The sequence below is a fragment of the Cellvibrio sp. ATLC23 genome (assembly GCF_057196725.1).
Genome location: NZ_JBXUOS010000003.1, coordinates 352,864 through 377,955, shown reverse-complemented (window position 1 = coordinate 377,955; position 25,092 = coordinate 352,864). Strand labels below are relative to the sequence as shown.

General features: G+C 50.5%; 22 protein-coding genes. 14 read left to right on the top strand and 8 right to left on the bottom strand.

From position 1 onward, the window contains the following. Positions 1-19 precede the first annotated feature (19 nt). A complete protein-coding gene (fur, locus tag AC2CG4_RS07235) occupies positions 20-427 on the top strand; it encodes a ferric iron uptake transcriptional regulator (RefSeq protein WP_484485605.1) in 408 nt (135 codons plus the stop codon). A gap of 185 nt (positions 428-612) precedes the next feature. On the opposite strand, the gene recN is transcribed toward fur, so the two are convergent. Further along, entirely contained in the window at positions 613-2,280 is a 1,668-nt protein-coding gene (gene recN / locus AC2CG4_RS07230; RefSeq protein ID WP_484485604.1) for a DNA repair protein RecN, read from the bottom strand. A 122-nt stretch (positions 2,281-2,402) separates the two neighbouring features. Further along, a complete protein-coding gene (locus tag AC2CG4_RS07225; protein WP_484485603.1) occupies positions 2,403-4,022 on the bottom strand; it encodes a methyl-accepting chemotaxis protein in 1,620 nt (539 codons plus the stop codon). Positions 4,023-4,443: 421 nt separating this feature from the next. Here AC2CG4_RS07225 and grpE point away from each other — a divergent pair, with 421 nt between their 5' ends. From grpE to AC2CG4_RS07175, 10 genes are all read left to right on the top strand, one after another. Then, on the top strand, positions 4,444-5,013 hold the full coding sequence (grpE, locus tag AC2CG4_RS07220; protein ID WP_484485602.1) for a nucleotide exchange factor GrpE: 570 nt from the start codon (positions 4,444-4,446) through the stop codon (positions 5,011-5,013). Positions 5,014-5,241: 228 nt separating this feature from the next. After that, positions 5,242-7,167, top strand: coding sequence for a molecular chaperone DnaK (dnaK, locus tag AC2CG4_RS07215; protein WP_484485601.1), 1,926 nt, complete (start codon positions 5,242-5,244; stop codon positions 7,165-7,167). A 292-nt stretch (positions 7,168-7,459) separates the two neighbouring features. Further along, positions 7,460-8,575, top strand: coding sequence for a molecular chaperone DnaJ (gene dnaJ, locus AC2CG4_RS07210; RefSeq protein ID WP_484485600.1), 1,116 nt, complete (start codon positions 7,460-7,462; stop codon positions 8,573-8,575). A 111-nt stretch (positions 8,576-8,686) separates the two neighbouring features. Next, complete coding sequence (locus AC2CG4_RS07205) at positions 8,687-8,980, top strand: M23 family metallopeptidase (protein ID WP_484485599.1); 294 nt, start codon at positions 8,687-8,689, stop codon at positions 8,978-8,980. A gap of 125 nt (positions 8,981-9,105) precedes the next feature. Continuing rightward, positions 9,106-9,609: an RDD family protein gene (locus AC2CG4_RS07200; RefSeq protein WP_484485598.1), complete on the top strand. Its 504-nt coding sequence runs from the start codon at positions 9,106-9,108 to the stop codon at positions 9,607-9,609. A 173-nt stretch (positions 9,610-9,782) separates the two neighbouring features. Next, positions 9,783-11,252: an OmpA family protein gene (locus AC2CG4_RS07195; protein WP_484485597.1), complete on the top strand. Its 1,470-nt coding sequence runs from the start codon at positions 9,783-9,785 to the stop codon at positions 11,250-11,252. A gap of 110 nt (positions 11,253-11,362) precedes the next feature. Continuing rightward, positions 11,363-13,282, top strand: coding sequence for a RecQ family ATP-dependent DNA helicase (locus tag AC2CG4_RS07190; RefSeq protein WP_484485596.1), 1,920 nt, complete (start codon positions 11,363-11,365; stop codon positions 13,280-13,282). 214 nt (positions 13,283-13,496) lie between these two features. Continuing rightward, a complete protein-coding gene (locus AC2CG4_RS07185) occupies positions 13,497-14,549 on the top strand; it encodes a sugar phosphate isomerase/epimerase family protein (protein ID WP_484485595.1) in 1,053 nt (350 codons plus the stop codon). A 17-nt stretch (positions 14,550-14,566) separates the two neighbouring features. Further along, positions 14,567-15,712, top strand: a complete 1,146-nt coding sequence (locus AC2CG4_RS07180) for a Gfo/Idh/MocA family protein (protein ID WP_484485594.1) — start codon at positions 14,567-14,569, stop codon at positions 15,710-15,712. Positions 15,713-15,753: 41 nt separating this feature from the next. Further along, complete coding sequence (locus AC2CG4_RS07175) at positions 15,754-16,974, top strand: MFS transporter (RefSeq protein ID WP_484485593.1); 1,221 nt, start codon at positions 15,754-15,756, stop codon at positions 16,972-16,974. 319 nt (positions 16,975-17,293) lie between these two features. Here AC2CG4_RS07175 and fghA read toward each other — a convergent pair whose 3' ends face one another. Continuing rightward, entirely contained in the window at positions 17,294-18,130 is an 837-nt protein-coding gene (fghA, locus tag AC2CG4_RS07170) for an S-formylglutathione hydrolase (RefSeq protein ID WP_484485709.1), read from the bottom strand. 23 nt (positions 18,131-18,153) lie between these two features. After that, positions 18,154-19,263: an S-(hydroxymethyl)glutathione dehydrogenase/class III alcohol dehydrogenase gene (locus AC2CG4_RS07165; RefSeq protein ID WP_484485592.1), complete on the bottom strand. Its 1,110-nt coding sequence runs from the start codon at positions 19,261-19,263 to the stop codon at positions 18,154-18,156. Positions 19,264-19,373: 110 nt separating this feature from the next. Here AC2CG4_RS07165 and AC2CG4_RS07160 point away from each other — a divergent pair, with 110 nt between their 5' ends. The 3 genes from AC2CG4_RS07160 to vapC all read left to right on the top strand — a co-directional run bounded on the left by AC2CG4_RS07160 (position 19,374) and on the right by vapC (position 20,927). Continuing rightward, complete coding sequence (locus AC2CG4_RS07160) at positions 19,374-20,264, top strand: LysR substrate-binding domain-containing protein (RefSeq protein WP_484485591.1); 891 nt, start codon at positions 19,374-19,376, stop codon at positions 20,262-20,264. A 70-nt stretch (positions 20,265-20,334) separates the two neighbouring features. Beyond that, positions 20,335-20,529: a type II toxin-antitoxin system VapB family antitoxin gene (locus AC2CG4_RS07155; RefSeq protein ID WP_484485590.1), complete on the top strand. Its 195-nt coding sequence runs from the start codon at positions 20,335-20,337 to the stop codon at positions 20,527-20,529. Then, positions 20,526-20,927 carry a type II toxin-antitoxin system VapC family toxin gene (vapC, locus tag AC2CG4_RS07150; protein ID WP_484485589.1) on the top strand — a complete coding sequence of 134 codons (402 nt, stop codon included), beginning with the start codon at positions 20,526-20,528 and terminating at the stop codon, positions 20,925-20,927. Before AC2CG4_RS07155 ends, vapC begins: the two co-directional genes overlap by 4 nt. 32 nt (positions 20,928-20,959) lie before the next feature. Here vapC and AC2CG4_RS07145 read toward each other — a convergent pair whose 3' ends face one another. The 4 genes from AC2CG4_RS07145 to AC2CG4_RS07130 all read right to left on the bottom strand — a co-directional run bounded on the left by AC2CG4_RS07145 (position 20,960) and on the right by AC2CG4_RS07130 (position 25,073). Further along, a complete protein-coding gene (locus AC2CG4_RS07145; RefSeq protein WP_484485588.1) occupies positions 20,960-21,853 on the bottom strand; it encodes a chemotaxis protein in 894 nt (297 codons plus the stop codon). A 91-nt stretch (positions 21,854-21,944) separates the two neighbouring features. After that, complete coding sequence (gene dxs, locus AC2CG4_RS07140; protein ID WP_484485587.1) at positions 21,945-23,852, bottom strand: 1-deoxy-D-xylulose-5-phosphate synthase; 1,908 nt, start codon at positions 23,850-23,852, stop codon at positions 21,945-21,947. Between the two features lie 73 nt (positions 23,853-23,925). After that, on the bottom strand, positions 23,926-24,813 hold the full coding sequence (gene ispA, locus AC2CG4_RS07135; RefSeq protein WP_484485586.1) for a (2E,6E)-farnesyl diphosphate synthase: 888 nt from the start codon (positions 24,811-24,813) through the stop codon (positions 23,926-23,928). Then, positions 24,813-25,073, bottom strand: a complete 261-nt coding sequence (locus AC2CG4_RS07130) for an exodeoxyribonuclease VII small subunit (protein WP_484485585.1) — start codon at positions 25,071-25,073, stop codon at positions 24,813-24,815. Before AC2CG4_RS07130 ends, ispA begins: the two co-directional genes overlap by 1 nt. Positions 25,074-25,092: the final 19 nt, after the last annotated feature.

Genomic DNA, 25,092 nt, shown 5'->3' with positions numbered 1-25,092 from the left:
GAAGGGTTTGGGGGAAATAATGGCAGACGGTAACCACGAACTGCGCAAAGCGGGTCTTAAAGTGACCTTGCCACGTGTGAAAATTTTGCAAATGCTCGAATCCTCTGAACAGCATCACATGAGCGCGGAAGATGTTTATAAAGCGCTGATGGAGCAGGGTGATGATGTAGGTTTGGCGACTGTGTATCGGGTTTTAACCCAATTTGAAAGCGCTGGCTTGGTAGTGAGGCACAATTTTGACGGCGGCCATTCAGTTTTTGAAGTGGCGCGCGGTGAACATCATGATCACATGGTTGATATAGATTCCGGCAACATCATTGAGTTCCATAATGATGAAATTGAAGCCTTGCAAAAGCGTATTGTAGCGGAGTATGGTTTCGAACTGACCGATCACAGTTTAGTGTTGTATGTGAGAAAGAAGCGTTAGTGCAAGAAAAGTTGATGTTTTAAGTAGCTTTTGTATTTTTAAGTAGCAAAGCAAGTGTTAGATGCGGTAAACGTTAGTGCTTTATGAAAGAAAACGTTGATTTGTGTTACCCGCTTGAGGGCGCGATTTATCGCGCCCTTTTTATTTTCCGGGTATTCGACATGCTTAGCGAGAATACCAGCTCACTACAGCTCCAGCATTTCGCGCGCGTGCGCCAGTGATTGATCGGTAATCTTTAGGCCGCCGAGCATGCGGGCAATCTCCTCTACTTTGCCCTCCCCTTCCAGTTCCACCAAGGTGGATTCTGCGCTTTTTTTGCTGGCGGTTTTTACCACTTGCAAATGCTGATGCCCCTTGCTGGCCACCTGCGCCAAGTGGGTAACACAAATCACCTGCCCGCGCTCACCTAACTGCCGCAGTAACTGCCCGACCACATCGCCCGTTGCACCGCCAATGCCTACATCGACTTCATCAAATACCAGTGTAGGTGTGGCGGAAGTTTTCGCGGTGATCACCTGAATTGCCAGGCTGATACGCGACAGCTCTCCACCCGAAGCGATTTTGGCCAGTGGGCGCGGCGCCTGGCCGGGGTTAGTGCTGATGAGAAATTCCACATCTTCCAAACCATTAGGCCCGGGTTTTTCGGTGAGTGGAATTAGGCTGACACTGAGATTAGCGTTAGTCATCGCCAGCAACTTGAGTTGCTCATTAACTTGTTTGGCGAGACTGGTGCCCGCTTTGCTGCGCTTGGCGGAGAGTTGTTCCGCCAGTTGGCGATAGGCTTTTTCAGCCTGTTCGACTTGTTTTGCGAGCTGGTCGAGTTTGCCATCGCCGCCTTGCAACTGTTCCAGTTCAGCGCTGAGTTTGTCGATAAATGCGGGCAGTTCTTCCGGTTGAATACGGTGCTTGCGCGCCAAGTCATAAATCGCCGAGAGGCGATCTTCCACCAACTTCAGGCGCTCCGGATCGAGATTAAAACTATCAATATGGCGATCAATTTCGTGCTGCGCTTCTTCGACTTGAATCTGGGCGCTGGTCAGCAGCTCTTCTGCGGTCTGCAGCGCCTGCGACTTCTCTGGCAAATTGCGTAGTATGTGTAAGGCGCGATGCAGGTTGACGCTCAAGCCCTGCTCGTCGTCGCTGCAAAAAGCAACTAGCTGTTGGCTGCCGTGCAATATTTCTTCGGCATTGGCAAGGCTGCGCTGCTCCGTTTCCAGTTTTGCCAGCTCACCTGGCTGCAAACCTAGCTGCTCCAGTTCATTAAATTGATAGCTAAGCAACTGGAAGCGCGCGCTCACATCGGCGGCGTTATCGCGCAGGTGGATAAAATGTTCGAGACGGCTCTGCCATTCGCGGAATGCAAGACGTACCTGCTTGGCCAGGTCGGTTTGGCCGGCAAATTCGTCGATCAGGCGGCGATGGGTATCTTTAATCAGCAGCGATTGGTGTTCGTGCTGGCTGTGAATATCAATTAGCATTTCACCCAACAGGCGTAATTGCTGCAAAGTAACGGGTTGGCCATTGATATAGGATTTGGATTTGCCCTCGTTATTGATCAGGCGGCGTAACAAGCATTCTTGTGGGTTGTCAGGTTGCTGCAAATCCATATTGAACAGCCATTCTTGAGCACTGGGGATCGCACTGGTGTCAAAGGTGGCGGTAATGTCGGCGCGGCTGGCCCCGGCACGTACCCGGTCAGCCTCAGCCCGGTCACCCAATGTCAGCGCGAGCGCATCCAACACAATCGATTTTCCCGCGCCCGTCTCACCGGTAATCACTGTCATACCGGGCTTTATATCCAGATCGAGTTGGTCAACCAGCGTAAAATTTTGGATATTCAGGTGAGTGAGCATAGGCGCCTCGCAAGCGTTGCAGCAATAAAATAGCCAGACACTTAGGGTGACTAAATGTCTGGCTATTTATACAGTAATTGCCGTAAGGGAGGCAAGTAACTCGCCGCATTAAAGCGATGTTATTACAAGCGAAAGCCTTCCAGGCGGCGGCTGAGCTCATCGGATGCTTCGCGAATCTGTTGCGATGCCATCAAGGTGCCGCGCGCAGCATCTTTGGTGCCCAGGGATGACTGCTCCACCTGGCTGACGTATTCCAGAATTAAGCTGCTCGCCTGCACGTGTTCGATGAGTGAACTGCCGATATGAGCCACCATTTTGGCGACTTCATCGGTCTCGTGGCGCACGCTTTCCACAATTTCACCGCCTTGCCGGGTTTGATCAATTCCCTCTTTGAGTTGGATCACCATGTCATCCATGTTTTGTTTGGCGACACGGCTGGAGTTCTGTACTGAGGTAATAGTCTCACTTATCTCGCTGGTTGCTTGGGTAGTGCGTTGAGCCAGTTGGCGAACTTCATCGGCTACCACTGCAAAACCGCGCCCTTGTTCCCCAGCGCGAGCAGCTTCAATTGCGGCGTTGAGTGCCAACAGGTTGGTTTGGTTAGCGACTTCGCTGATGACCGAAATAACGGCTGAAATACTATTGATCCGGTTGGCCAAGTCATCAATGCTGCCTTGGGTTTGAATCACACTGTTGTCGATTTCAACAAAACTATTTACCGCATTGGAGATGAGTTGCTGGCCTTGAGTTGCCGTTTTGGATGCATGATCGGTCTGGTTGGTGGCGACTTTGGCCTGTTGCATTGCATCCTTAGTCTGCATATTAAATTCTTCAGCAGAGGAGGCAATCTTAATGGTATTGATGCTTTGATCTTCTGCCATTGCGGTGCTGGTTTCGGCTTTATGGACTATATCGTCACTAATGGAATGCAGGCGCGCTACCATTTGCGATATGCCGCCAATCACTTCGCGCAAGGCGTGGCGCATCCGGACCACGGAGCCGTAAATACTATCTTCCGGTGCTTGATGGGCATTGCGTTCGGTCAGGTCACCACTCGCCACGGCGCGTACCAGAATTAACACCTCTTTCAGCTCGGCGCCCAAACCGCGATCTAGCTTGCGTGCGAACAGCACCACTGGTATTACAATTGCCAGCATCACCAGCAAGCACACAGTGAGTTGCCACTTGGCGGTCTCCCAAAAGCGAGCGTTCACTTCATTAAAACCAATCCCGGTGCCTACCACCCATCTCCAGCGTGGTGAGAGCTTGGCGATGGAAAGTTTGTCTTCAATCGTCCCATCGGCTTGTTTTTGGGTCCAGTTGTAACGTGCGAGCTGGCCATTGGCTTTTCCGACTGCTTTCAGCAGAATTTCGCCCACGCTGCGGCCATTGCCATCTTTGAATTCATGAAAGCTGGTGCCGTGGATTTGCGGGTCGAGTGGCGCGGCGACAAAATTAAGCTTCTCATCGGCGACGTATACGTATTCCGATTTGTGATAAATATTGTTGCGCAGCAGCGTGGTGGCGATTTTTTTAGCGGTTTCATCATCCATTTCACCGCGTGCCGCCATCTGTTCCATCTGAATCACGGTGGAATAGGTGCTATTCAGCAGTTGTTCTACGCGCGCCTCATTGTCCTGACCACTGGAATAGCGCACGGTATACAGGCCAATCAGCATAATTCCCAGTAGGCCAATTAGAATTTGAGCAGAGACGATCCAAATTTTGATGCGAAGTGACATTGTGCCCCCTGGGAGTGGCTAAGTAATAAACAAGTAACAATCGACATTATGCGCACAAGACAACGTTGTCAACTGGTTTTTGGCGGCATAAGTGCGGTTTTCGGTTTTCAGTAATTGAAGCGCTACGGGCTCGTCTTTTTTGGTGCATAACCCTTTGTTTTTGCTTCTGCTTTGTGCGTTTTGCCTATTTTATTCTGGTCTCAACCGGGTGGGGTGCCCCGCTGAATCCCAGATTTGAGTATAGGCATTAATTCGCTGCTGCTACTGATTAAACTTACATATTTACTATTGCGGCAGCATTGAGAAAAACTTTGACATTAAAACTTGAATCCCCTCGTGCCAACCCCATATAGCCCACACAGTAATTCAAGCGGAGCAGTGTTTTTCCTGTTATCTGCCCAACCTGCGAGTGGAGAAAAGAGTGTCAACCCAAGACTACAACGATATTCAAAATACGGCCGAGCCGCACAATGCCGCCGAAGGCGAAGCGGAGCAGGCACCATCATCCAATGAGCCGAGCATGGAGGCTTTGCAGGCGCAGCTGGCGAGCTTGGCGGCAGCTTACGAGTCTGCCAAAGAGCAAACCCTGCGCGCGCAAGCGGATGCGCAAAATGCCCGCCGTCGCGCAGAGCAAGATGTAGAAAAAGCTCATAAATTCGGCTTGGAGAAGATGGTCAATGACCTGCTTCCTGTGGTGGATAATTTGGAGCGCGCACTAGCGGCTATAGATACCAGCAATGAGGCGTTTGCTGCTGTGGTTGAAGGTATCCAGTTAACTCACAAATCCTTTGTTGATGCGTTGGCGCGTCATCAAGTGCTTGCTGTTAGCCCGGAAGGTGAGCCGTTTGACCCCAACTTACATCAAGCGGTTTCTGCCGTGCCCAACCCAGATGTTGAGCCCAATACCGTGCTCAATTGTTTCCAAAAAGGTTACACCCTGCACGGTCGTCTGGTTCGCCCGGCGATGGTGGTTGTTTCCAAAGCGCCCTAAGTCTTCGCGCGCGGGGCAACAAAAGGGCGTGCTGGAAACCACAAAGAAAGTAAGGATTTTTTGTGCGCAGGGCTTGAATTAATTTCCTGCGCGCCAATATAGAAAACAACTGCCAACTAAGCGCAAATCGTCACAGATCTGCGCTAACTAGGGCAAGAAACTAACAATTCAGTACAAGTTCTCGCGTAATTGTACTCAGCAACACATAGCATTTTTAGGAGCAGCACCATGGGCAAAATTATCGGCATTGACTTGGGTACCACCAACTCTTGCGTATCTGTATTGGAAGGCGGCAAGCCAAAAGTGATCGAAAACGCCGAAGGCGATCGCACTACGCCGTCCATTATTGCATTCACCAACGACGATGAGATTCTGGTTGGACAATCCGCCAAGCGTCAGGCAGTGACTAATCCGCACAATACATTGTTTGCGGTAAAGCGTTTGATCGGCCGTAAATTCAAAGACGATGTAGTGCAAAAAGACATCAAAATGGTGCCCTATAAAATCGTTGCGGCCGATAACGGCGATGCATGGGTAGAAGTGAAAGGCGATAAAAAAGCACCGCCACAGATTTCTGCTGAAGTGCTCAAGAAAATGAAAAAAACCGCTGAAGATTATCTCGGTGAGACAGTTACCGAAGCGGTAATTACTGTGCCGGCCTACTTCAACGATTCACAGCGTCAAGCAACTAAAGATGCTGGCCGTATCGCGGGCTTGGATGTAAAACGCATCATCAACGAACCAACCGCTGCAGCACTCGCGTACGGTTTGGATAAAGGTGTAGGCGATCGCACTATCGCGGTTTACGACTTGGGTGGTGGTACTTTCGATATTTCAATTATCGAAATTGCTGACGTTGATGGCGAACATCAATTCGAAGTGCTTTCAACCAACGGCGATACTTTCCTCGGTGGTGAAGACTTTGATATGCGCTTGATCGAATTCCTGGCTGATACCTTCAAGAAAGATACCGGTATCGATCTGCACAACGATCCTTTGGCGCTGCAACGTTTGAAAGAAGCGGCAGAAAAAGCCAAGATCGAATTGTCATCCAGCCAGCAAACCGAAGTGAACCTGCCGTACATCACTGCTGATGCAACGGGTCCAAAGCACTTGGTTGTTAAATTGACTCGCGCGAAACTCGAATCGCTGGTTGAAGATTTGGTAACTCGCTCAATGGAGCCAGTAAAACAAGCGATTAAAGATTCAGGTAAATCCCTGAGTGAAATCGACGACGTTATTTTGGTCGGCGGTCAAACCCGTATGCCAATGGTGCAAAAAGCCGTTGCTGATTTCTTCGGTAAAGAAGCGCGTAAAGATGTAAACCCTGATGAAGCTGTGGCAATCGGTGCGGCAATTCAAGGTTCAGTATTGTCGGGTGATACCACCAACGTATTGTTGTTGGATGTAACTCCATTGACGCTTGGTATTGAAACCATGGGTGGCGTTGCAACTCCGTTGATCGATAAAAACACCACGATTCCTACCAAGAAATCGCAAATTTTCTCGACTGCGGATGACAACCAAACTGCAGTAACCATTCACGTAGTGCAAGGTGAGCGTAAACAGGCGTCGCAAAACAAATCACTCGGCCGTTTTGACCTGAGCGATATTCCACCGGCGCAACGCGGTATGCCACAAATCGAAGTGACCTTTGACATCGACGCCAACGGTATTTTGAACGTAAGTGCAAAAGACAAAGCAACTGGCAAAGAGCAGTCCATCGTAATTAAAGCGTCTTCTGGTTTGAGCGACGACGAAATTCAGCAAATGATTAAAGATGCAGAAGCTAACGCCGATGCTGACCGCAAGTTTGCTGAGGTTGTCACCGCGCGCAACACCTTGGAAGGTTTGATTCACGCAACTGAAAAAACCTTGAAAGATGCGGGCGATAAAGCCACTGCCGATGAGAAATCAGCCATCGAAGCAGCGCTGACTGAAGGTCGCGAAGCGGCTAAATCAGAAGACTTGGCAAAAATCGAAGCGGCGACCACCAAGTTAACTGAAGCGTCTGGTTCACTCGCGCAAAAACTCTATGCCGAACAACAAGCAGCCGGTGCTGGTGCTGGCGCACAACAAGCGGGTGGCAACAGCAAAGCAGCAGATGACGGCGTAGTCGATGCTGAATTTGAAGAAGTGAAAGAAGACAAGTAAGTCCTACTCTCCCTCCCCTTAACAAGGGGAGGGTCGGGGTGGGTTTTTTTTTGAGCTAACCCCCTCCTGGCCTCCCCCTTGTTAAAGGGGAGGAACAAAAACGAAAAGCGAAAAACAAATGCGGGCTTGCCCGCATTTGTCTTGTAAGAATCTGGCAAATGTAGCCCGTATGGAATTTAACGAAATGCGGGGCATGTTTTAAATGATCAACCCCGTATTCCGCTAGGTTCCATACGGGCTACGATGAAATTTTATTTGAAATGTAAAACACATTTCTACTATCGGTGTAACCATGGCTAAACGCGATTACTACGAAGTCCTCGGCGTCAAAAAAAATGTAGACGCAGCAGAATTGAAAAAAGCTTACCGCCGTGTGGCGATGAAATTCCATCCGGACAGAAATCCGGATGATCCTTCTGCGGAAGAAAAATTCAAAGAAGCTAACGAAGCCTACGAAGTATTGTCCGACGACAATAAACGCGCTGCTTATGATCGTCACGGTCACGCGGGTGTAGATGGTCAAGCGGGCATGGGCGGCGGCGCTGGCTTTAATAATTTCAGCGATATTTTTGGCGATGTGTTCGGCGATATTTTTGGCGGCGGCGGACGTGGTGGTCGCGGAGGCCCAGCGCGCGGTTCCGATCTGCGCTACAACCTTGAGCTGAGTTTGGAAGAAGCCGTTAAAGGCACCAGCGTACAAATTAAAATTCCCACCCTGGTAAGCTGTAAACCTTGTGATGGTTCCGGTGCAAAACCGGGCAGTAAACCCGTAACCTGTACCACTTGCGGCGGTCACGGCCAAGTGCGTATGCAGCAGGGCTTTTTCTCGGTACAACAAACCTGCCCAACCTGTCGCGGGCGCGGCACTATTATTTCTGATCCGTGTAAATCGTGTCACGGCCAAGGTCGCGTAGAAGAAACCAAAACGCTTTCCGTTAAAGTGCCAGCAGGTGTGGATACTGGCGACCGTATTCGTTTATCCGGCGAAGGTGAAGCGGGTGCAGACGGCGGCCCAAGTGGCGACTTGTATGTACAAGTGCATGTGCGTGAGCACAATATTTTTAAACGCGACGGCGCCGATTTATATTGCGAAGTCCCGATTGATTTTGTCGATGCAGCACTCGGCGGTGAATTGGAAGTTCCCACGCTCGATGGCCGCGTAAAATTAAAAGTTCCGGCAGAAACCCAAACCGGCAAACTGTTTAAACTGCGCGGCAAAGGTGTAACGCCAGTGCGCGGTGGCGGTGTAGGTGATTTGCTCTGCCGTGTAGTAGTTGAAACCCCGGTTGGTCTCACCAACAAGCAAAAAGAATTGCTTAAAGAATTCCAGTCCACGATGAAAGGTGGAAAGTATTCACCAAAGCAGTCAAGTTGGTTTGATGGGGTTAAGAAATTTTTTAATGAGTAAGTAATATTTAAATCTAAAAAGCCGATTCGAGAGAATCGGCTTTTTTATTGATATTCATGTTGGGCATCGCTGCGCTCAGCGCCAACCTACAAAAATAACAGGCAAACTGCCATGACCAAAAAACGCAAAGCGTTAAAAATCTTTCTCGCAATTTTCGTAATCATTTTATTCCTGCCTGAATTACCCAAAATCCCTGTACAAGACGCAACTGCAAAAGATTGGAATGCAAAATCATTTTGGTTTGAGCCTTGGGGAAAATCCGGGGTGCACAAGGGAATTGATATTTTTGGCAAGATGAATACGCCCGTTTTATCGACTACCTATGGTGTGGTGATTTTTGCAGGCGAATTGCCGCGTGGTGGCAAAGTGGTGGCGGTATTGGGGCCAAAATGGCGAGTTTGCTAAGCCCATCGCAATACCCATTCAGTTTGAAATTTCCTGTGCCTTCTCAACCTTGCTGATTCTCGCTATAGTTCTGAGTGCTAACTAAAAGCACATATTGCATTAATAAAATAGAAACAGGAGCTTTTATGACTGACAATAATGTTTACAGCACCCCGCAATCACAATTAGTCGATCAAGTAGATGACAGTGAAAAGCCGTTGGCGTCGCGCTGGGCGCGCTTGGGGGCATCGTTGATTGACTCGATAATCATGATGATTATTGTGCTTCCTGTGATGTATTTGACTGGTGGTTTTGATGGTGTAATGGATGGGCGTCAGCCTGGATTTGTTTATTCCTTGGCTATGGGTGTGTTGGGCGTTGTTATATTCTTCATTATTAACTATCGCTCTTTAGTTACTAATGGTCAGACTGTGGGCAAAAAGGTTCTGGAAATAAAAATTGTTGATCTAAACGGCAACGTTCCTGCTTTTCAGTCGCACTTACTCGTTCGCTACGCAGTCTATTTTTTACCTGGGCAAGTTCCCTTTGTTGGCCAGCTTTTTAATCTAATTAACATTCTCTTTATCTTTACTAAAGAAAAACGCTGCATTCATGACTTGGTTGCTAAAACCAAAGTGGTTCAGTGCTAAGTCATATGCGCTGTTAAATAACGCCACTTATCACTCGGTGGCGTTTGTTCACTTTAAAAAACGGCTTTTGTGATTCCAGTTCATCGTTTGTTCAGCTTTAGTGGTTAGTCTTGCAATCTTTCTGTTGCCGTTCTCGCGTTTGTCCCTCACTGCAAATGAATCAAGGAGTTGTTATGCTGCTTCGCACCTTATCGTTTTTGTCGTTTTCTTTGGCCTTATTCAGTCAGCCGTTATATGCGGGTTATGACAAGGATCACCCGCTATTTTCCGCGTATCCTCAAGCCAGTATTAATTATGGGCAAATGATCGATTATGAAAAATTCACTTTGCCGGTGTCTGCAGTAAATGGTGAGTCTGACCCCGAAACATTCACACCACTGGCGCTGATAGGGGATCTCTATCGCCACACTTATGAGATAAGAAATGTTTCATCATTGAAGGTATATGAGAATTATTTGGCCGCAGCTAAGCAATTAGGCTTCAAGGAAATTTTTGTTTGTGCGTTAGATGCCTGCGGGGCAGAGCGGGATGCCAAAGCTCTTGGTGGAAAGCTGGCAATCAGTGGAAGTGTGTATAACAACTACCGCAATCCTTATTATTGGGTCGGTGAAAAAGACTCGCCTAAAGGGAAGGTGGTGGCGGCTTGGTTTGTGGGCGCCTATGAAGATACAGTCAATGTGCAGCAGGTGATTGTCGAAACTGAATCGCTTGAAACGGGTTTGATTAAAGTGGATGCTGCTTACGCGGGGCAAGCAGTAGCGCATGTTGAGCCGCTGTCAGAAAAAGAGAAAGCAGAAGATAACTCTATGCTACCGCGCTACCCTGGGGCAAAAATTTACGGTCATAAAAAAGTAGATACTGAGACGGTAAAAATTCCGTTTGCAGCTAATGCAACGGAAAAAGCACCACTGCAGCTAACCGGCGATTTAACCAGGCACACCTATACAGTTGAAAATGTTTCAACTTTAAAAGTATATGAAAACTACAAAACCGCATTAACCAATGCTGGCTTTAATTTTATTTCCCAGTGTGAGCTGGAGGCTTGTGGGACTGAAAAGCAAGTGAATGACCTGGGTGATCAAGTGGCCTTATCCGGCGATGTGTATAATTGGTATCGAAAACCCTATTATCTGTTAGCTAAAAAAACTCTACCCACTGGTAATGTTTATATCGCCCTATTCATTGGTGCGTATGAATCACAGGTCGCTGTACAGCAGGTTGTAGTGCAAGAGAAAGCGGTGCAAACCGGTTTGGTAAATGTAAATGCTGATGGTTTAAAACAGCAAATCGATGCGGAAGGCAAAGCGCTGATTTACGGTATCTATTTTGATACCGGCAAGGCAGAGATAAAAACCGAGTCAAAACCTACGCTGGATGCCATCGCCGAATTATTAAAACGCAATCCGGATTTGTTGCTCTATGTGGTTGGTCATACCGATGACACGGGCGACGGCGCAGCTAACGTAACTTTATCCAAACAGCGCGCCGATTCAGTCGTTGCGGCATTGGTAAAAGATTACCAAGTTGCAAGCAGCCGTTTGCAAGCACAGGGTGTTGGCCCTTACGCGCCAGCATCCAATAACACCAGCGATGCAGGCAAACAAAAAAATCGCCGCGTGGAATTGGTGAAGCGTTTGCGTTAGTTATTAAATTTCATCTAAGCTTGATCTTGCAATCCCTCTAAATAAAGCCAGAGGGATTGTATAGCCCTCAAATCATCATGGAAGATAAATTAAAGACAACGGAAACCATTATGACTACACCTGTAACACTGTTAAATAATACGTTTAAATTACCCGCATTTCGCGCGGGCCAGGAGGCGGTAATCACCGCGCTTTTGCATGGGCAGTCGGCGCTTGCCGTATTCCCCACGGGCGGCGGCAAAAGTCTCTGTTATCAATTGCCCGCATTACTGCTTGAAGGTTTAACGCTGGTGGTATCGCCGCTGATTGCGTTGATGAAGGATCAAGTCGATGCATTACAGGCGTTGGGTATTAACGCCGCGCGGTTGGATTCATCGCTCGGTAAAGATGAAACCCAAGCGATTTATGCAGCGCTGCAAGATGGCAGTTTGAAGTTGTTATACGTGTCGCCCGAGCGTTTAAAGAACGAGCGTTTTGTGCAGCGGCTCAGCCATTTAAATATTAGTTTATTAGCGATTGATGAGGCCCACTGTATTTCCGAGTGGGGCCACAATTTTCGCCCGGATTATTTGCTGCTCGCCGATCTCGCCAAAAAATTGCGCGTCGGTCGCGTGCTTGCCTTAACCGCTACTGCAACCCCGAGTGTCGCGGCTGATATTTGCAAACAGTTTGCGATACAACCTGAGCACCATATTCAAACCAGCTTCGCGCGCCCGAATCTGCAATTGCGCGTTACGCCTTGCACGGCCGAATCGCGCATGGATTTATTGCTCGCCCGTTTGCATAAACACCCGCGTGATGCCGCCACCATTATTTACGTCACCCTGCAAAAAACTGCAGAAGAAGTTGCTGCAGCAATTAACGTAGCGGGCTTGAATGCTGCGCATTACCACGCTGGTTTAAAAGACGATGAGCGCGAGCAAGTGCAAAGCCAATTTATGAGCGGTGAAGTACCGATTGTGGTGGCGACCATCGCCTTTGGTATGGGGATAGATAAAAGCAATATCCGCGCGGTGTACCATTTCAATTTGCCTAAATCGATTGAAAACTATGTGCAAGAAATTGGCCGCGCCGGCCGCGATGGCAATCCGTCGCTGTGTGAAATGTTGGCAGTGGGTGATGATATTCGTGTATTGGAAAACTTCACCTACGGCGATACACCTACGGCGGAGGGTTTGCGCGCGCTGGTTCAGCACTTGCTCGCGTTTGATGATGTGTTTGATATTTCCACTTACGAATTATCCAACCAATTTGATTTGCGTCCGCTGGTATTAAATACCGCGCTCACCTATCTTGAGCTGCAACATGTGATTAGCGCGCAGAGTCCGTTTTACACTGAATACAAAGTCAATTTCATTCAGGATAAACAATTTATCCTCTCCCAATTTGATGCAGATCGCGCCGCGTTTTTACAGCAGTTGTTTGCCGCTGGACGCATGGGCAGAAAATGGCTATCGCTAGATATGCTCACCATCCCACTGCAATTAAATGAATCCAAAGAACGTATCACCAGAGCACTGGATTACATTGCCGAGAAAGGTTGGATCGAATTAACTGTCGCCAATTTGCGCCAGGGCTACAAGAATAATCAGACGGTCAAATCGCCCGAACAAATTGCTGCGCTGTGCGAACATTTAAATACCTTATTTGCTGAACGCGAAGCGCGCGATATCAAACGCATTCACAGCGTGCTTGCGTTTGCCAATAATCCCGCCTGTTTAAGCCAGCAGTTGATGCAATATTTTGGCGAGGCCAGCGCGCAGCCCTGCGGCATTTGTAATCACTGCCGCAGCACTGCACCGGCACCGGTTAATTTATCTGCTGCAGCACCGCTTACCACGGTACAGCAAAGCTTGATCGCTAATCTTAACAGCGAAGGTCTCGCGGTATTGCGCCAACCGCGCCAATTGGCGCGGTTCCTGTGCGGTTTACCCAGCCCAGCGACTAGCCGCTCCACGCTGAAATCACATCACGCGTTTGGTGCGCTGGCGGAGGTGTCATTTCCAGTGATACTGGCTGCCTTGCAATAAATTGTTCTATTCTCAAGCCATTGGCGGCGGCCTGCGCAGCCAATGGTTATAAGAAGTGTAAATAACTGTTTCTAGTATCGCGCCCTAGGGCGACATGGCATAAAGTCTTGCGCCTGAAATAATAAATCTGATAATTGTCGCCTTGCGCCCTGCATGTAGGTTGCAAAGCCAATAATTAAAAATCCCAAGTTCTGCCACTGCTCGGAGAAACGCTATGAAAACCCTCAAAGGTCCCGCCATCTTTCTCGCCCAATTTTTAGGTGATGAAGCACCCTTTAACAGCCTTGACGCCATTGCCGGATGGGTGGCGAGTTTGGGCTTTAAAGGCGTGCAGATTCCCACTTGGGACGCGCGCGTATTTGACTTGGAGCAGGCGGCGAAAAGCCCTGAATACTGTGCTCAGTTTCAGGCGACGCTAGCGAAACACGGCTTGGTAGCGACGGAGTTATCAACGCACCTGCAAGGCCAATTGGTGGCGGTTCACCCTGCCTATGACGATATGTTTGATGGCTTTGCGCCCGAATCGGTTCGTGGTAATCCCAAAGCGCGTCAAGCTTGGGCGGTGGAGCAATTAATGTTTGCAGCTCAGGCGAGTAAAAATCTTGGCCTCACTGCGCACGCCACTTTTTCTGGCGCGTTGCTCTGGCCCTATTTGTACCCCTGGCCACAGCGCCCTGCTGGTTTGGTAGAGAAAGGTTTTGAAGAGTTGGCGAATCGCTGGCTGCCGATTTTGGATGCGTTTGATAAAGCCGGTGTGGATGTCTGCTACGAAATTCACCCGGGTGAAGACCTGCATGACGGCGCAACGTTCGAGCGCTTCCTCGCGGCGGTAGATAATCATCCACGCGCGAATATTTTGTTTGATCCATCCCATTTTGTGTTGCAGCAGCTCGATTACTTGGCGTTTATCGACCGCTATCACGCGCGCATTAAAATGTTCCATGTAAAAGATGCGGAATTTAATCCCACTGCACAGCAGGGCGTGTACGGCGGTTATGAAAGCTGGGTAGATCGCGCTGGCCGCTTCCGTTCACTCGGCGATGGCCAAGTGGATTTCAAACAAATTTTCTCCAAGTTCGCCGCTTACGATTACGACGGTTGGGCGGTGTTGGAATGGGAATGTTGTTTGAAACACCCAGAGGTAGGTGCAGCAGAAGGTGCGCCGTTTATTCAGCAACATATTATTAAAGTGACTGAGCGCGCATTTGATGATTTTGCTAAAAGCGGTGTTGATGAAGTCAAGAATCGCCGAATCCTCGGTTTATAAAAATAAGGAGCAACTCTATGACAACTCCACGAATTCGTTATGCCATGGTTGGTGGTGGTCGCGGTGCATTTATTGGTGCAGTGCATCGTATCGCCGCGCGTATGGATGATCGTTTTGAATTGGTTGCCGGTGCGCTTTCAGCTAATCCGGAAAATGCCAAAGCTTCAGCGGCCGATTTACATATCGCTGCGGATCGCGCTTACACCTCTTATGAAGAAATGCTGCGCGTAGAAAAAACACGTGCCGATGGCATTCAAGCTGTTGTAATCGTTACACCTAATCACATGCACTTTCCCGTTGCTAAAGCTTGTTTGGAAGCGGGCGTGGATGTGATTTGCGATAAGCCAGTGACACGCACTTTGGAAGAAGCGTTGGAGTTGGAGCAGATAGTAAAAAAGAGCGGCTGCTTTTTTGCGCTCACGCATAACTACAGCGCTTATCCATTAGTGCGATACGCTCGTGAATTAGTGGAGCAGGGCAAACTCGGCAAAATCCGCGTAGTGCAAGTGGAATATCCGCAAGAGTGGTTAACGGAAGCGGCGGCGGACGATAACAAACAAGCCTCATGGCGCACTGATCCCGCACGTTCCGGTGCTGCAGGTTGTTTGGGTGATATAGGCACGCACGCATTTCAACTTGCGCGTTTTATTACGCAACAAAAACTCAGTGCAGTGAGCGCGGACCTGACCAGTTTTGTTGAAGGCCGCCCGGTGGATGACAACGTGCATGCGCTGCTGCGTTTTGATGGTGGCGCCAAAGGTATGTTGTGGACAAGTCAGGTTGCGCCGGGTTGTGAAAATGGTTTGCGCATTCGCGTTTACGGTGAAAAAGCCGGGATCGAATGGGCGCAGGAAAATCCTAATGAATTGTGGTTTGGCGAATTAAATAAACCGCGTCAGCGCTTCACCCGTCGTGGTGATATAGGTAGCGATATTGCCGCGCGCGGGATGCGTACACCGGGCGGTCATCCAGAAGGTTATCTCGAAGGCTTTGCGAATTTGTATAAAGACATCGCCGATATTTTGGTCGCGCGTCAGCAAGGTGAAACCCATTTTCTACAACACTGGGTGCCGGATATAGACACAGGTGTGGAAGGTATGCGCTTTATCCAAGCCGTGCTAACCTCATCCCAGCGCGATGGTGTTTGGACGCCGCTGGCGTAATATTTTTTTCTGTGTGATTAACAATAACAAAAGGTATAACAATGATGACCACTTCCACTGTAACCATTAATCCACAGCGGCTATTTACCGCCTGTTGTGTTGCGCTGATTGTGACGGCGATGACCTTCGCGATTCGCGCCGGTATTTTGAGTGAGCTCAGCGTTAAATTTAACTTTAACAATACTGAGTTGGGCTGGATCAACGGCATGGCGTTTTTTGGTTTTCCCATTGCGATGTTGTTTGGTGGATTTATTTATAACTATGTGGGCGCTCGCACCCTGATGTATCTGGCATTTTTCTGCCATCTGCTGGGGCTGGTTTTGACCATTACTGCTGGCGGTTTCTGGACACTGTTGCTGTCGAGTTTTTTTATCGGCTTTGCTAACGGCTCCGTTGAGGCTGCTTGTAATCCATTGATTGCCGATATTTATCACACGCGCAAAACCGCCATGCTCAATAAATTCCATGTCTGGTTTCCCGGCGGTATTGTGATTGGCTCTTTGGTGTCAGCGCTCATGACCAAGCTTGGCTTGGGCTGGCAGATGCAAATTGCCATTATGATTATCCCAACCTTTATTTATGGGGCGATGATTTTTGGTCAGACTTTCCCGAAAATGGAGAACTCTGAGACTTCAACTGCGGCCAATGTCAAAGCGCTTATCTCGCCTTTGTTCCTGTTTATGATGTTGTGTATGACCATGACCGCCATTTCGGAATTTGGAGCACAGCAGTGGGTGGGGCGCATTTTTGAGTCGTCTGATGTCCATCCTATGATGGTGTTAGCGCTCACTGCAGGTTTGATGGCACTTGGGCGTTTTTTTGCAGGTCCACTCGTGCATGCGTTTAATCCTGCTGGTGTATTGGTGATTTCTGCGATTGTGACTACCATCGGCTTGGTGTTATTGAGTCAGGCATCGGGCTACATGATTTATGTCTCAGCGGCGGTATTTGCGTTGGGCGTCACCTATTTCTGGCCAACTATGATCGGTTTTACTAGTGAATACACGGCAAAAACCGGCGCTTTGGGAATGTCGCTGATGGGCGGTGCGGGTATGTTCTCTGTGTTTTTATGGAATCCGGTAATTGGCAGTTGGTTGGATGCTGCTAAGAAGGAGGCAATTGAAAGTGGCGTTACCGGCGATGCAGTCGAGCTGGTTGCGGGGCAAGCGACACTGCAGAGTCTTGCTATGATTCCTGGTGTATTGATCGTTGCCTTTGGTGTGTTGTTTGTCTTGCGTAAACGTTTTGCGCACAGCAATTAACTGATTCCACTTATTACAAAAAAAGCGCCCATTGGCGCTTTTTTTGTAGGTGTTATTTGACGCCAATCACAAAAACACTGTAATGCTTTGTAATATCTAGATGTATTTGGCGACAAATACAGGACGTACGTCACATTTGTGTTGCGGTACATTGGGTTTTTTTAAAAACCCAATGTATAAATAACTGGCATGACCATGATATGAGTGAGTGGTTTAGTGAGCTCAAAAGGATTTGAGTTTCCACCCTTCCCCCAGTAGCCAGTAGCACCTTCCTTGAATATCCCTCTTTTGTGTTTCTCTGATACTCCCACTGGTTGTCTTAACTGCGGAACAAATGCGTTGCGTGATAGCGCAAATGCTCCTCAATAAAACTCGCGATAAAAAAGTAGCTGTGGTCGTAACCGGCGTGGCTGCGATAAATCAGCGGATGCTCTACTTCTTTACAAACTGCCAGCAGCTGTTCGGGCTTGAGTTGCTCCGCGATAAAGCTATCAGCCTCGCCCTGATCGACAAATAATTCCTGCCGCGATTGGCGAGTGGAAATCAGCTTACAGGCATCGTATTGCGCCCAGGTGCCGCGCTGAGTGCCCAAATAGCCGCTAAAAGCTTTTTCGCCCCAAGGGCAATTGCTTGGGTTGGTAATGGGGGCAAATGCCGATACTGAGGCATAGCGATCCGGTTGGCGCAGTGCTAATACCAGTGCGCCATGGCCACCCATGGAATGGCCGCTAATGGATTCGCACCCATTGAGCGGTAAGTTAGTCATCACTAATGCGGGCAATTCCTGCGTCACGTAATCGTACATTTGATAGTTGGTTTTCCAGGGCGCCTGGGTTGCATTCAGATAAAAACCGGCGCCGGAACCGAAATCGTAGCTGTCGTGTTCACCGGGCAAATCGAGTCCGCGTGGGCTGGTATCCGGGCAGATAATGGCGATACCCAGTTCCGCCGCGATGCGCTGGGCGCCCGCCTTCTGCATAAAGTTTTCGTCGGTGCAGGTCAGGCCGGACAACCACCAAAGCACCGGCACTTTTTGTGTCTCTGCTTGTGGTGGTAGATAGACCGCAAAAATCATCTCGCAGCTGAGTGTCTTGGAGTAATGCTTGAAGCGTTTGTGCCAGCCGCCAAAGCTTTTGTTAGCGGCGATCTCGGTTATTTGGCTCATGGTCGCTCCCTCGATCAGTAATGCAATACGGTGCGGATGCTTTTGCCTTGGTGCAGCAACTCAAAGGCTTTGTTGATCTTGTCGAACGGCATATCGTGGGTGATAAATTCATCGATCTTGATCTCGCCTTTCATGTAACGATCCACATAACCGGGCAATTGGCTGCGGCCTTTAACACCGCCAAACGCCGAGCCTTTCCATACGCGGCCAGTCACCAGCTGGAATGGGCGAGTAGAAATCTCTTGGCCTGCACCCGCCACGCCGATAATGATCGATTCACCCCAGCCCTTGTGGCAGCACTCCAGCGCCGAGCGCATCACGTTCACATTGCCGATACATTCAAACGAGTAGTCCACGCCGCCGTCGGTCATATCCACAATCACCTGCTGGATGGGCGCGCTATGGTCTTTGGGGTTCACAAAATCGGTCGCACCGAACTGGCGGGCGAGTTCAAACTTGTCGGGATTTACATCGATAGCGATGATGCGGCTGGCGTTCATCATCTGCGCACCTTGGATCACCGCTAGGCCGATAGCGCCCAAGCCGAATACGGCAATGGTCGAGCCGGGGGTGACTTTAGCGGTGTTGATTACTGCGCCGATACCGGTAGTAACGCCGCAGCCGAGCAGGCAGATTTTATCCAGCGGCGCTTCTTTGGATACTTTCGCGAGCGAGACTTCCGGCAGTACCGTGTACTCCGAGAAAGTCGAGGTGCCCATATAGTGGAACAGCGGCTTGCCTTCAAATGAGAAGCGGGTGGTGCCATCGGGCATCAAGCCCTTGCCTTGGGTTGCGCGCACTGAGCCACACAGGTTGGTTTTGCCCGACAGGCAGAATTTGCATTTGCCGCATTCGGCGGTGTAGAGCGGAATTACATGGTCGCCCACTTTCAAGCTGGTCACTCCTTCGCCCACAGCTTCTACAATTCCTGCGCCCTCATGGCCAAGTACCGCCGGAAATACGCCTTCAGGATCAGCGCCCGAGAGGGTGTAAGCATCGGTATGGCACACGCTGGTCGCCACTATGCGCACCAGCACTTCACCGGCCTTTGGGCCATCAACATCAATCTCAACAAGTTCCAAGGGTTTGCCAGCGGCAAGGGCAATGGCGGCGCGTGATTTCATAATGACTCCTGATTCCGGTTTGAGAGGATTTTCTGGGGGCAAAGTGTAGACTAGTGACTCATTGGCAATAAGCTACCTAACAATCACTTAATTATTGCACTGGAGCAACAATGCAACATTGGGAGCGGGTAGAAGCGTTTATCGCTGTGGTCCGGTTTGGGAGTTTTGTTGCGGCGGCGCGGGAGCTACAAGTATCCAACTCCCACGTTAGCCGCTTGGTCAGCCAGTTGGAGCTGCAGCTCGGCACCCAATTACTCTACCGCACTACACGCCAGATCAGTCTTACCGATGGCGGTCAGCTATATTACGAGAGCTGCCGTCATCTGTTTGATGGGCTGCGTGAGGCCGAATCCCTACTACAGCACCATCAGGGGCAGCCGACCGGACTGCTCAAAATCACCGCCGCCACCACTTTTGGCGACCGCTATATCGCCCCATTAGTGAACGATTTCCAACTGCTCCACCCGCAGTTGAAGGTGAATATGTATTTCAGCAACCGACAAGTGGAGCTGATTGATGAGGGATTTGATCTGGCGATCCGCATGGGGGTGATGCGCGAATCCACCCTGGTCGCCAAGCGCCTGTGCGACCGGCAGGAATATATCGTCGGCTCGCCTGATTACTTCGCGCGCGTCTCCGCCCCGCAAACCCTCACCGAGCTGGAGCGCCACAACTGCTTAGTCGGCACCCGCGGCTACTGGCTGCTGCAAGATCAGGGGCAGCGCAAGGATTTAGTCGTGCACGGCAACTGGCAAGCCAACTCCGGCCCCGCACTGGTCGACGCCGCCCTCAAAGGCTTGGGTTTAGCGCAACTGCCAGATTATTACGTCAATGAGTTTCTGGCCGATGGCCGTTTGGTCGCGGTGCTGGATGAGTATCGCTTCAAAGATGCAGGCGTTTGGGTGGTTTACCCACAACAGCGCCATCTGGCGCCCAAGGTGAGGTTGTTTGTTGATTTTCTAGCGGAAAGGTTTGCGGGTGGGGTGTTGCAATCTGTTTGATTTTTGTACTTTGGTGTGTAGACTACTGTGTGAAATGATGGTTTTTTGTGTGTAAGCGAGAGGTCTCAAGATGGCAACAAATCTTTCAATCGATATGGGATTGCTCAATGAGGCGCTGTTGATTGGTGGTCTTCCAAGTAAAAAAGATACGGTAAATCAAGCGCTTGCAGAATTTGTGCAAAGGCGTAAACAGCGTGAAATCACGGCTTTATTTGGGCAGTTACCGCAGGATGTAGATTACAACTACAAACAGGGGCGTAAATGAGTGGTGTGTTAGTTGATACCTGCGTTTGGTCTATCGCCTTGCGTGGCGCAGTAGCTGCCGATGCTGGTCTAGTCACCGAACTGACCCAATTAATAGACGACAATCAAGTCAGAATTATTGGTGCCATCCGGCAGGAGTTGCTGTCAGGTTACAGCGATAAACAAAGTTACGAAAATCTACGCGCCAAACTTCAATACTTTCCCAATGAGCCAACGCTGGATGTCGATTATGAAGCTGCAGCTGAGTATTCAAACTTCTGCCGCGCCAGAGGCGTTCAGGGGTCGCATACCGATTATCTGATTTGCGCGGTAGCGATACGCGCCAAGTTGAAGATATTTACGACAGATAAAGACTTCGACAATTATTCGAAACACTTGCCGCTCGCGCTCTACCGATAATTAATAGTTACCTCTCGGTGCGGTGGAGGTGCCTATCTCACCTTCTTCCCCGCCCCCCGCAGCATCGCATCGATTAATTCGCGTGCATCAAACTTGGTGAGCGCCTCGTCGGCGCCGACTTGGCGAGCCTGGCTTACGCTGATGCTGCTGGATAGAGATGTGTGCAAAATAATGTAGGCGCCAGCCAATTTTTTATCGTCGCGCACGGCAAAGGCGAGTTCGTAGCCGTCGAGGCCGGGCATTTCGATATCGCTGACCAGTAGGTCGATAGGCTGACCCTGATTGGCTGCGTTGCGCATGATTTCCAAGGCTTTTTGGCCGTCATCGGTCACTTGGTAGTGCACATTGATGGCGTCGAGCGAGTCGCTCAGTTGTTTGCGTGCGGTGCGCGAGTCATCCACCAACAGAATGCGCATAGGGCGCAGTTGTTCGCGTTCTACATCGTTAATGGTCGCGGTGGCCTTGGACGGATCGAGTGGGAACAGGCGCGCCATGATCACTTCTACATCCAGCAGTTGTACCAGTTGATCGTCCACCCGGGTGACACCGGTGATGTAGATATCTTTACCTAACACCTTATCTGGCGCGCTGATATCGCGCCAATTAGTGTCGGTGATGCGTTCTATTTGGCGCACGAGAAAGCCTACTTTGAGGCGCTGCACATCAGTGACGATAATAAAACTGCTCGCCAACACGTCTTTGGGGGTGGCGCCTTTGCCAACGGCTGCCGCCAGATCAACTATAGGCATGGTGTGCCCGCGAATATTCAGTGCGCCCAAAATGCTGCGGTGCTGGTTGACCATGGCGGTTACGGGCTGATAAGGCACTAACTCTTGAATTTTGAGGGTGCCCAAACCGAACACCTGTTGGTTGTGCAGCCTGAATAACAGTAGCCCTTGGGAGTGATCGGCTTTAGAGGATGACAAGGTAAAACGCTCCTCGCAGATTGGATCGATGGAAAGTGGTGGTGTTAATCAATACTAGCACCACTTGGCGCTTGCACCGCCAAGATCGAGCTTAGCGTGCGGCTAAGCGGGTGTTGGCGGCGGTACTCAAGCGCTGGCTGATGCGTTCGGCGATAGATTTTGCATCCAGCCCCTGACTGGCCAGTTGCTGTTTTTGGCTGGCGTGTTCGACGAATTCATCGCCAAAACCCAGCTGCAAAACCGGTACGGTCAGGGCGCGGCTGTTGAGGTATTCGCACACGCCGCTGCCAGCGCCACCGGCGATGGCATTTTCTTCCAGCGTGACCAGCAATTGGTGGCTGGCGGCCATCTGTTCAACTAGTTCGGTATCCAGCGGTTTTACAAAGCGCATATCGCACAGGCTGTAGCCGAATTGCTCGGCCACTTGCTGCGCCACTGGCAGCAGGGTGCCAAAGCAGAGCAGAGCGACTTGTTTGCCATCATGTTTCAGTAGGCCTTTGCCAAGCGGCAGGCGGGCCATGGTTTGTTCAATCGCTACGCCCGTGCCGGTGCCGCGCGGATAGCGTACCGCCGCGGGGCCTTGGTGCTGGTAGGCGGTGTAGAGCAGTTGGCGACATTCGTTTTCGTCGCTCGGAGCGGCAATCACCATATTGGGAATGCAGCGCAAGTAGCTAATATCAAAACTGCCTGCGTGAGTGGGGCCGTCTTCGCCGACAAGGCCAGCGCGATCGATGGCGAAGGTGACATCAAGGTTTTGCAGTGCAACATCGTGTACTAGTTGATCGTATCCGCGCTGGAGAAAGGTCGAATAAATCGCCACTACGGGCTTTTGCCCTTCGCAAGCCATACCGGCGGCAAGGGTCACTGCATGCTGTTCAGCGATGGCGACATCGTAAAACCGCTCGGGATAGGTTTGCGCAAAGTTGACCATGCCCGAGCCTTCGCACATAGCGGGGGTAATGCCGACCAACTTGTCATCCTGCGCGGCCATATCGCACAGCCATTGGCCAAAAACATCCTGATATTTTGGTTTTTTCGGCGCATCAACTGCACCAATCGCCGCTTTTTTCGGTTCGATTTTATTCAGCGCGTGGTAGCCCACCGGATCCAGCTCGGCGGGTTCAAAACCTTTACCTTTCTGGGTGATGATGTGCAGCAACTTGGGGCCTTTGATGTCGCGCAAATTGCGCAGACAGAGCACCAGATCGCCTAAATCATGGCCATTGATGGGGCCGACGTAGTTGAAGCCCATCTCTTCAAATAAAGTGCCGGGCGACATAAATCCTTTAATGTGCTCTTCGGTGCGGCGCGCAAAGTCCCACACAGGCGGAATTTTGCCCAGCACCTGTTTGCTGCCTGCGCGTAAGGAGTTGTAGAACTTGCTTGCCCAGATTTTGGATAAGTAAGTTGAAAAGCCGCCGACATTGGGCGAGATGGACATGTTGTTGTCATTGAGTACTACTAACATGTCGGTTTCGGTGTGCGCGGCGTGATTCAAGGCTTCAAACGCCATGCCAGCAGTCATGGCGCCATCGCCGATGATCGCCGCGACTTTACGCTCAATTCCTGCCATTTTGGCGCCAATCGCCATACCTTGTGCGGCGCTGATGGAAGTGCTGGAGTGGCCGACGCCAAAGGTGTCGTAAGCGCTCTCTTCGCGTTTCGGAAAGCCGGACAAACCATCACCCTGACGAATACTGTGCATCCGCTCGCGGCGCGAGGTGAGAATTTTATGGGGATAGGTTTGATGACCCACATCCCACACCAAGCGGTCATCGGGGGTTTGATAAACATAGTGCAGCGCGATGGTCAGTTCGACCACGCCTAGACCTGCGCCAAAATGCCCGCCAGTCTGGCCGACCGAATAGAGCAAAAACGCACGCAGCTCGTCGGCGAGTTGGGGTAATTGCTTTTCATCCAGCGCACGCAGATCGGCGGGTGAGTCGATGCTGTCCAGCAGTGGTGTCTGCGGGCGGCTGGTGGGGATTTCGTTATGCATGCAAGTCATCATTTATAGTTGTACGGTTTGCCGCTTGTGGTCGGTCATTGTAGGCGGCTTGCCTAAGCCTTGGCTAGTTCGAGCGTTCGACGATATAGCTGGCCAATTGGCGCAGCTGTGTTGCGCTCGCGCCAAAACCACTCAGTGCGTCAAGTGCCTGACGGTGTAGTTCGCTTGCTTTGGCTTTGGCTGCATCCAGCCCCAGCAGCGATACATAGGTCGGTTTATTGCGGGCGATATCGGCGCCCTGTTGTTTGCCGATGGTCGCGGTATCGCCGGTGACATCGAGAATATCATCCTGCACCTGAAAGGCGAGGCCGATGGCGGCCGCGTAGTTATCCAGCGCCGCCAGTTGGGTTTTAGTCGCACCGGAACAAATGGCGCCCATGGCAACACTGGCGCGAATCAGGGCACCGGTTTTGTGGCGGTGCATCTGCTCTAATTGTGCCAAATCCAATTGATGAGCAACTGCGGCTAAATCGATTGCTTGCCCCAGCACCATACCCTCTAGGCCTGAGCCCAGTGCAAGTTGGCGCACCAGTTGGATTTGTGTGCTGCTCGGCAAATTGGTTTGGGTCAATAAATCAAACGCAAGTGTCTGCAAGCCATCGCCCGCGAGTATGGCGGTGGCTTCATTAAAGGCGATATGGCAGGTAGGCTTGCCACGGCGCAGCTTGTCATCGTCCATGGCGGGCAAGTCGTCGTGCACCAAGCTGTAGGAGTGCAGGCACTCAAGTGCAGCGGCGATGGGGTCGATCAGGCTGAGATCGGCTTCCGGTTTGATCGCCAGTGCGGCGGCATAGGTGAGAATCGGGCGCACGCGCTTGCCGCCGTTGAACAAGCTGTAGCGCATGGCGGCGCGCAATTGGGTAGGATCTTCTCCGAGAGGGAAATAAAGATCGAGGGCGCTATCAACGCGGGTGCGGCAAAGCTGGGTAAATTGCTTAAAGTCGCTGAGCATTAGGCGTCGCCTTCATCGGCGTGAAATGGTTCCAAGCTTATATTGCCCTGTTGCTCGATTAATTTGTTCACTTGCTGTTCGGCGGCGGCGAGGCGTGTTTGGCATTCGCGGGTGAGCGCAATGCCCGCCTCAAATGCTTGCAGCGATTCTTCCAGCGTCATATCGCCTTGCTCCATACGGTTCACCAGACTTTCGAGGGTGCTGAGCGATTGCTCAAAATCGACGCCTTTCTTTTTGGCGGGAGAGGTCTTGGGCGGCATGGTGTTTTCTCGCTGAATT

What these genes read in the sequence shown, in the direction of transcription:
- fur (WP_484485605.1), top strand. Translation starts at nt 20, where the DNA reads ATGGCAGACGGTAACCACGAACTGCGCAAAGCGGGTCTTAAAGTGACC.
- recN (WP_484485604.1), bottom strand. Translation starts at nt 2,280, where the DNA reads ATGCTCACTCACCTGAATATCCAAAATTTTACGCTGGTTGACCAACTC.
- AC2CG4_RS07225 (WP_484485603.1), bottom strand. Translation starts at nt 4,022, where the DNA reads ATGTCACTTCGCATCAAAATTTGGATCGTCTCTGCTCAAATTCTAATT.
- dnaK (WP_484485601.1), top strand. Translation starts at nt 5,242, where the DNA reads ATGGGCAAAATTATCGGCATTGACTTGGGTACCACCAACTCTTGCGTA.
- dnaJ (WP_484485600.1), top strand. Translation starts at nt 7,460, where the DNA reads ATGGCTAAACGCGATTACTACGAAGTCCTCGGCGTCAAAAAAAATGTA.
- AC2CG4_RS07205 (WP_484485599.1), top strand. Translation starts at nt 8,687, where the DNA reads ATGACCAAAAAACGCAAAGCGTTAAAAATCTTTCTCGCAATTTTCGTA.
- AC2CG4_RS07200 (WP_484485598.1), top strand. Translation starts at nt 9,106, where the DNA reads ATGACTGACAATAATGTTTACAGCACCCCGCAATCACAATTAGTCGAT.
- AC2CG4_RS07195 (WP_484485597.1), top strand. Translation starts at nt 9,783, where the DNA reads ATGCTGCTTCGCACCTTATCGTTTTTGTCGTTTTCTTTGGCCTTATTC.
- AC2CG4_RS07190 (WP_484485596.1), top strand. Translation starts at nt 11,363, where the DNA reads ATGACTACACCTGTAACACTGTTAAATAATACGTTTAAATTACCCGCA.
- AC2CG4_RS07185 (WP_484485595.1), top strand. Translation starts at nt 13,497, where the DNA reads ATGAAAACCCTCAAAGGTCCCGCCATCTTTCTCGCCCAATTTTTAGGT.
- AC2CG4_RS07180 (WP_484485594.1), top strand. Translation starts at nt 14,567, where the DNA reads ATGACAACTCCACGAATTCGTTATGCCATGGTTGGTGGTGGTCGCGGT.
- AC2CG4_RS07175 (WP_484485593.1), top strand. Translation starts at nt 15,754, where the DNA reads ATGATGACCACTTCCACTGTAACCATTAATCCACAGCGGCTATTTACC.
- AC2CG4_RS07165 (WP_484485592.1), bottom strand. Translation starts at nt 19,263, where the DNA reads ATGAAATCACGCGCCGCCATTGCCCTTGCCGCTGGCAAACCCTTGGAA.
- AC2CG4_RS07160 (WP_484485591.1), top strand. Translation starts at nt 19,374, where the DNA reads ATGCAACATTGGGAGCGGGTAGAAGCGTTTATCGCTGTGGTCCGGTTT.
- AC2CG4_RS07155 (WP_484485590.1), top strand. Translation starts at nt 20,335, where the DNA reads ATGGCAACAAATCTTTCAATCGATATGGGATTGCTCAATGAGGCGCTG.
- vapC (WP_484485589.1), top strand. Translation starts at nt 20,526, where the DNA reads ATGAGTGGTGTGTTAGTTGATACCTGCGTTTGGTCTATCGCCTTGCGT.
- dxs (WP_484485587.1), bottom strand. Translation starts at nt 23,852, where the DNA reads ATGCATAACGAAATCCCCACCAGCCGCCCGCAGACACCACTGCTGGAC.
- ispA (WP_484485586.1), bottom strand. Translation starts at nt 24,813, where the DNA reads ATGCTCAGCGACTTTAAGCAATTTACCCAGCTTTGCCGCACCCGCGTT.
- AC2CG4_RS07130 (WP_484485585.1), bottom strand. Translation starts at nt 25,073, where the DNA reads ATGCCGCCCAAGACCTCTCCCGCCAAAAAGAAAGGCGTCGATTTTGAG.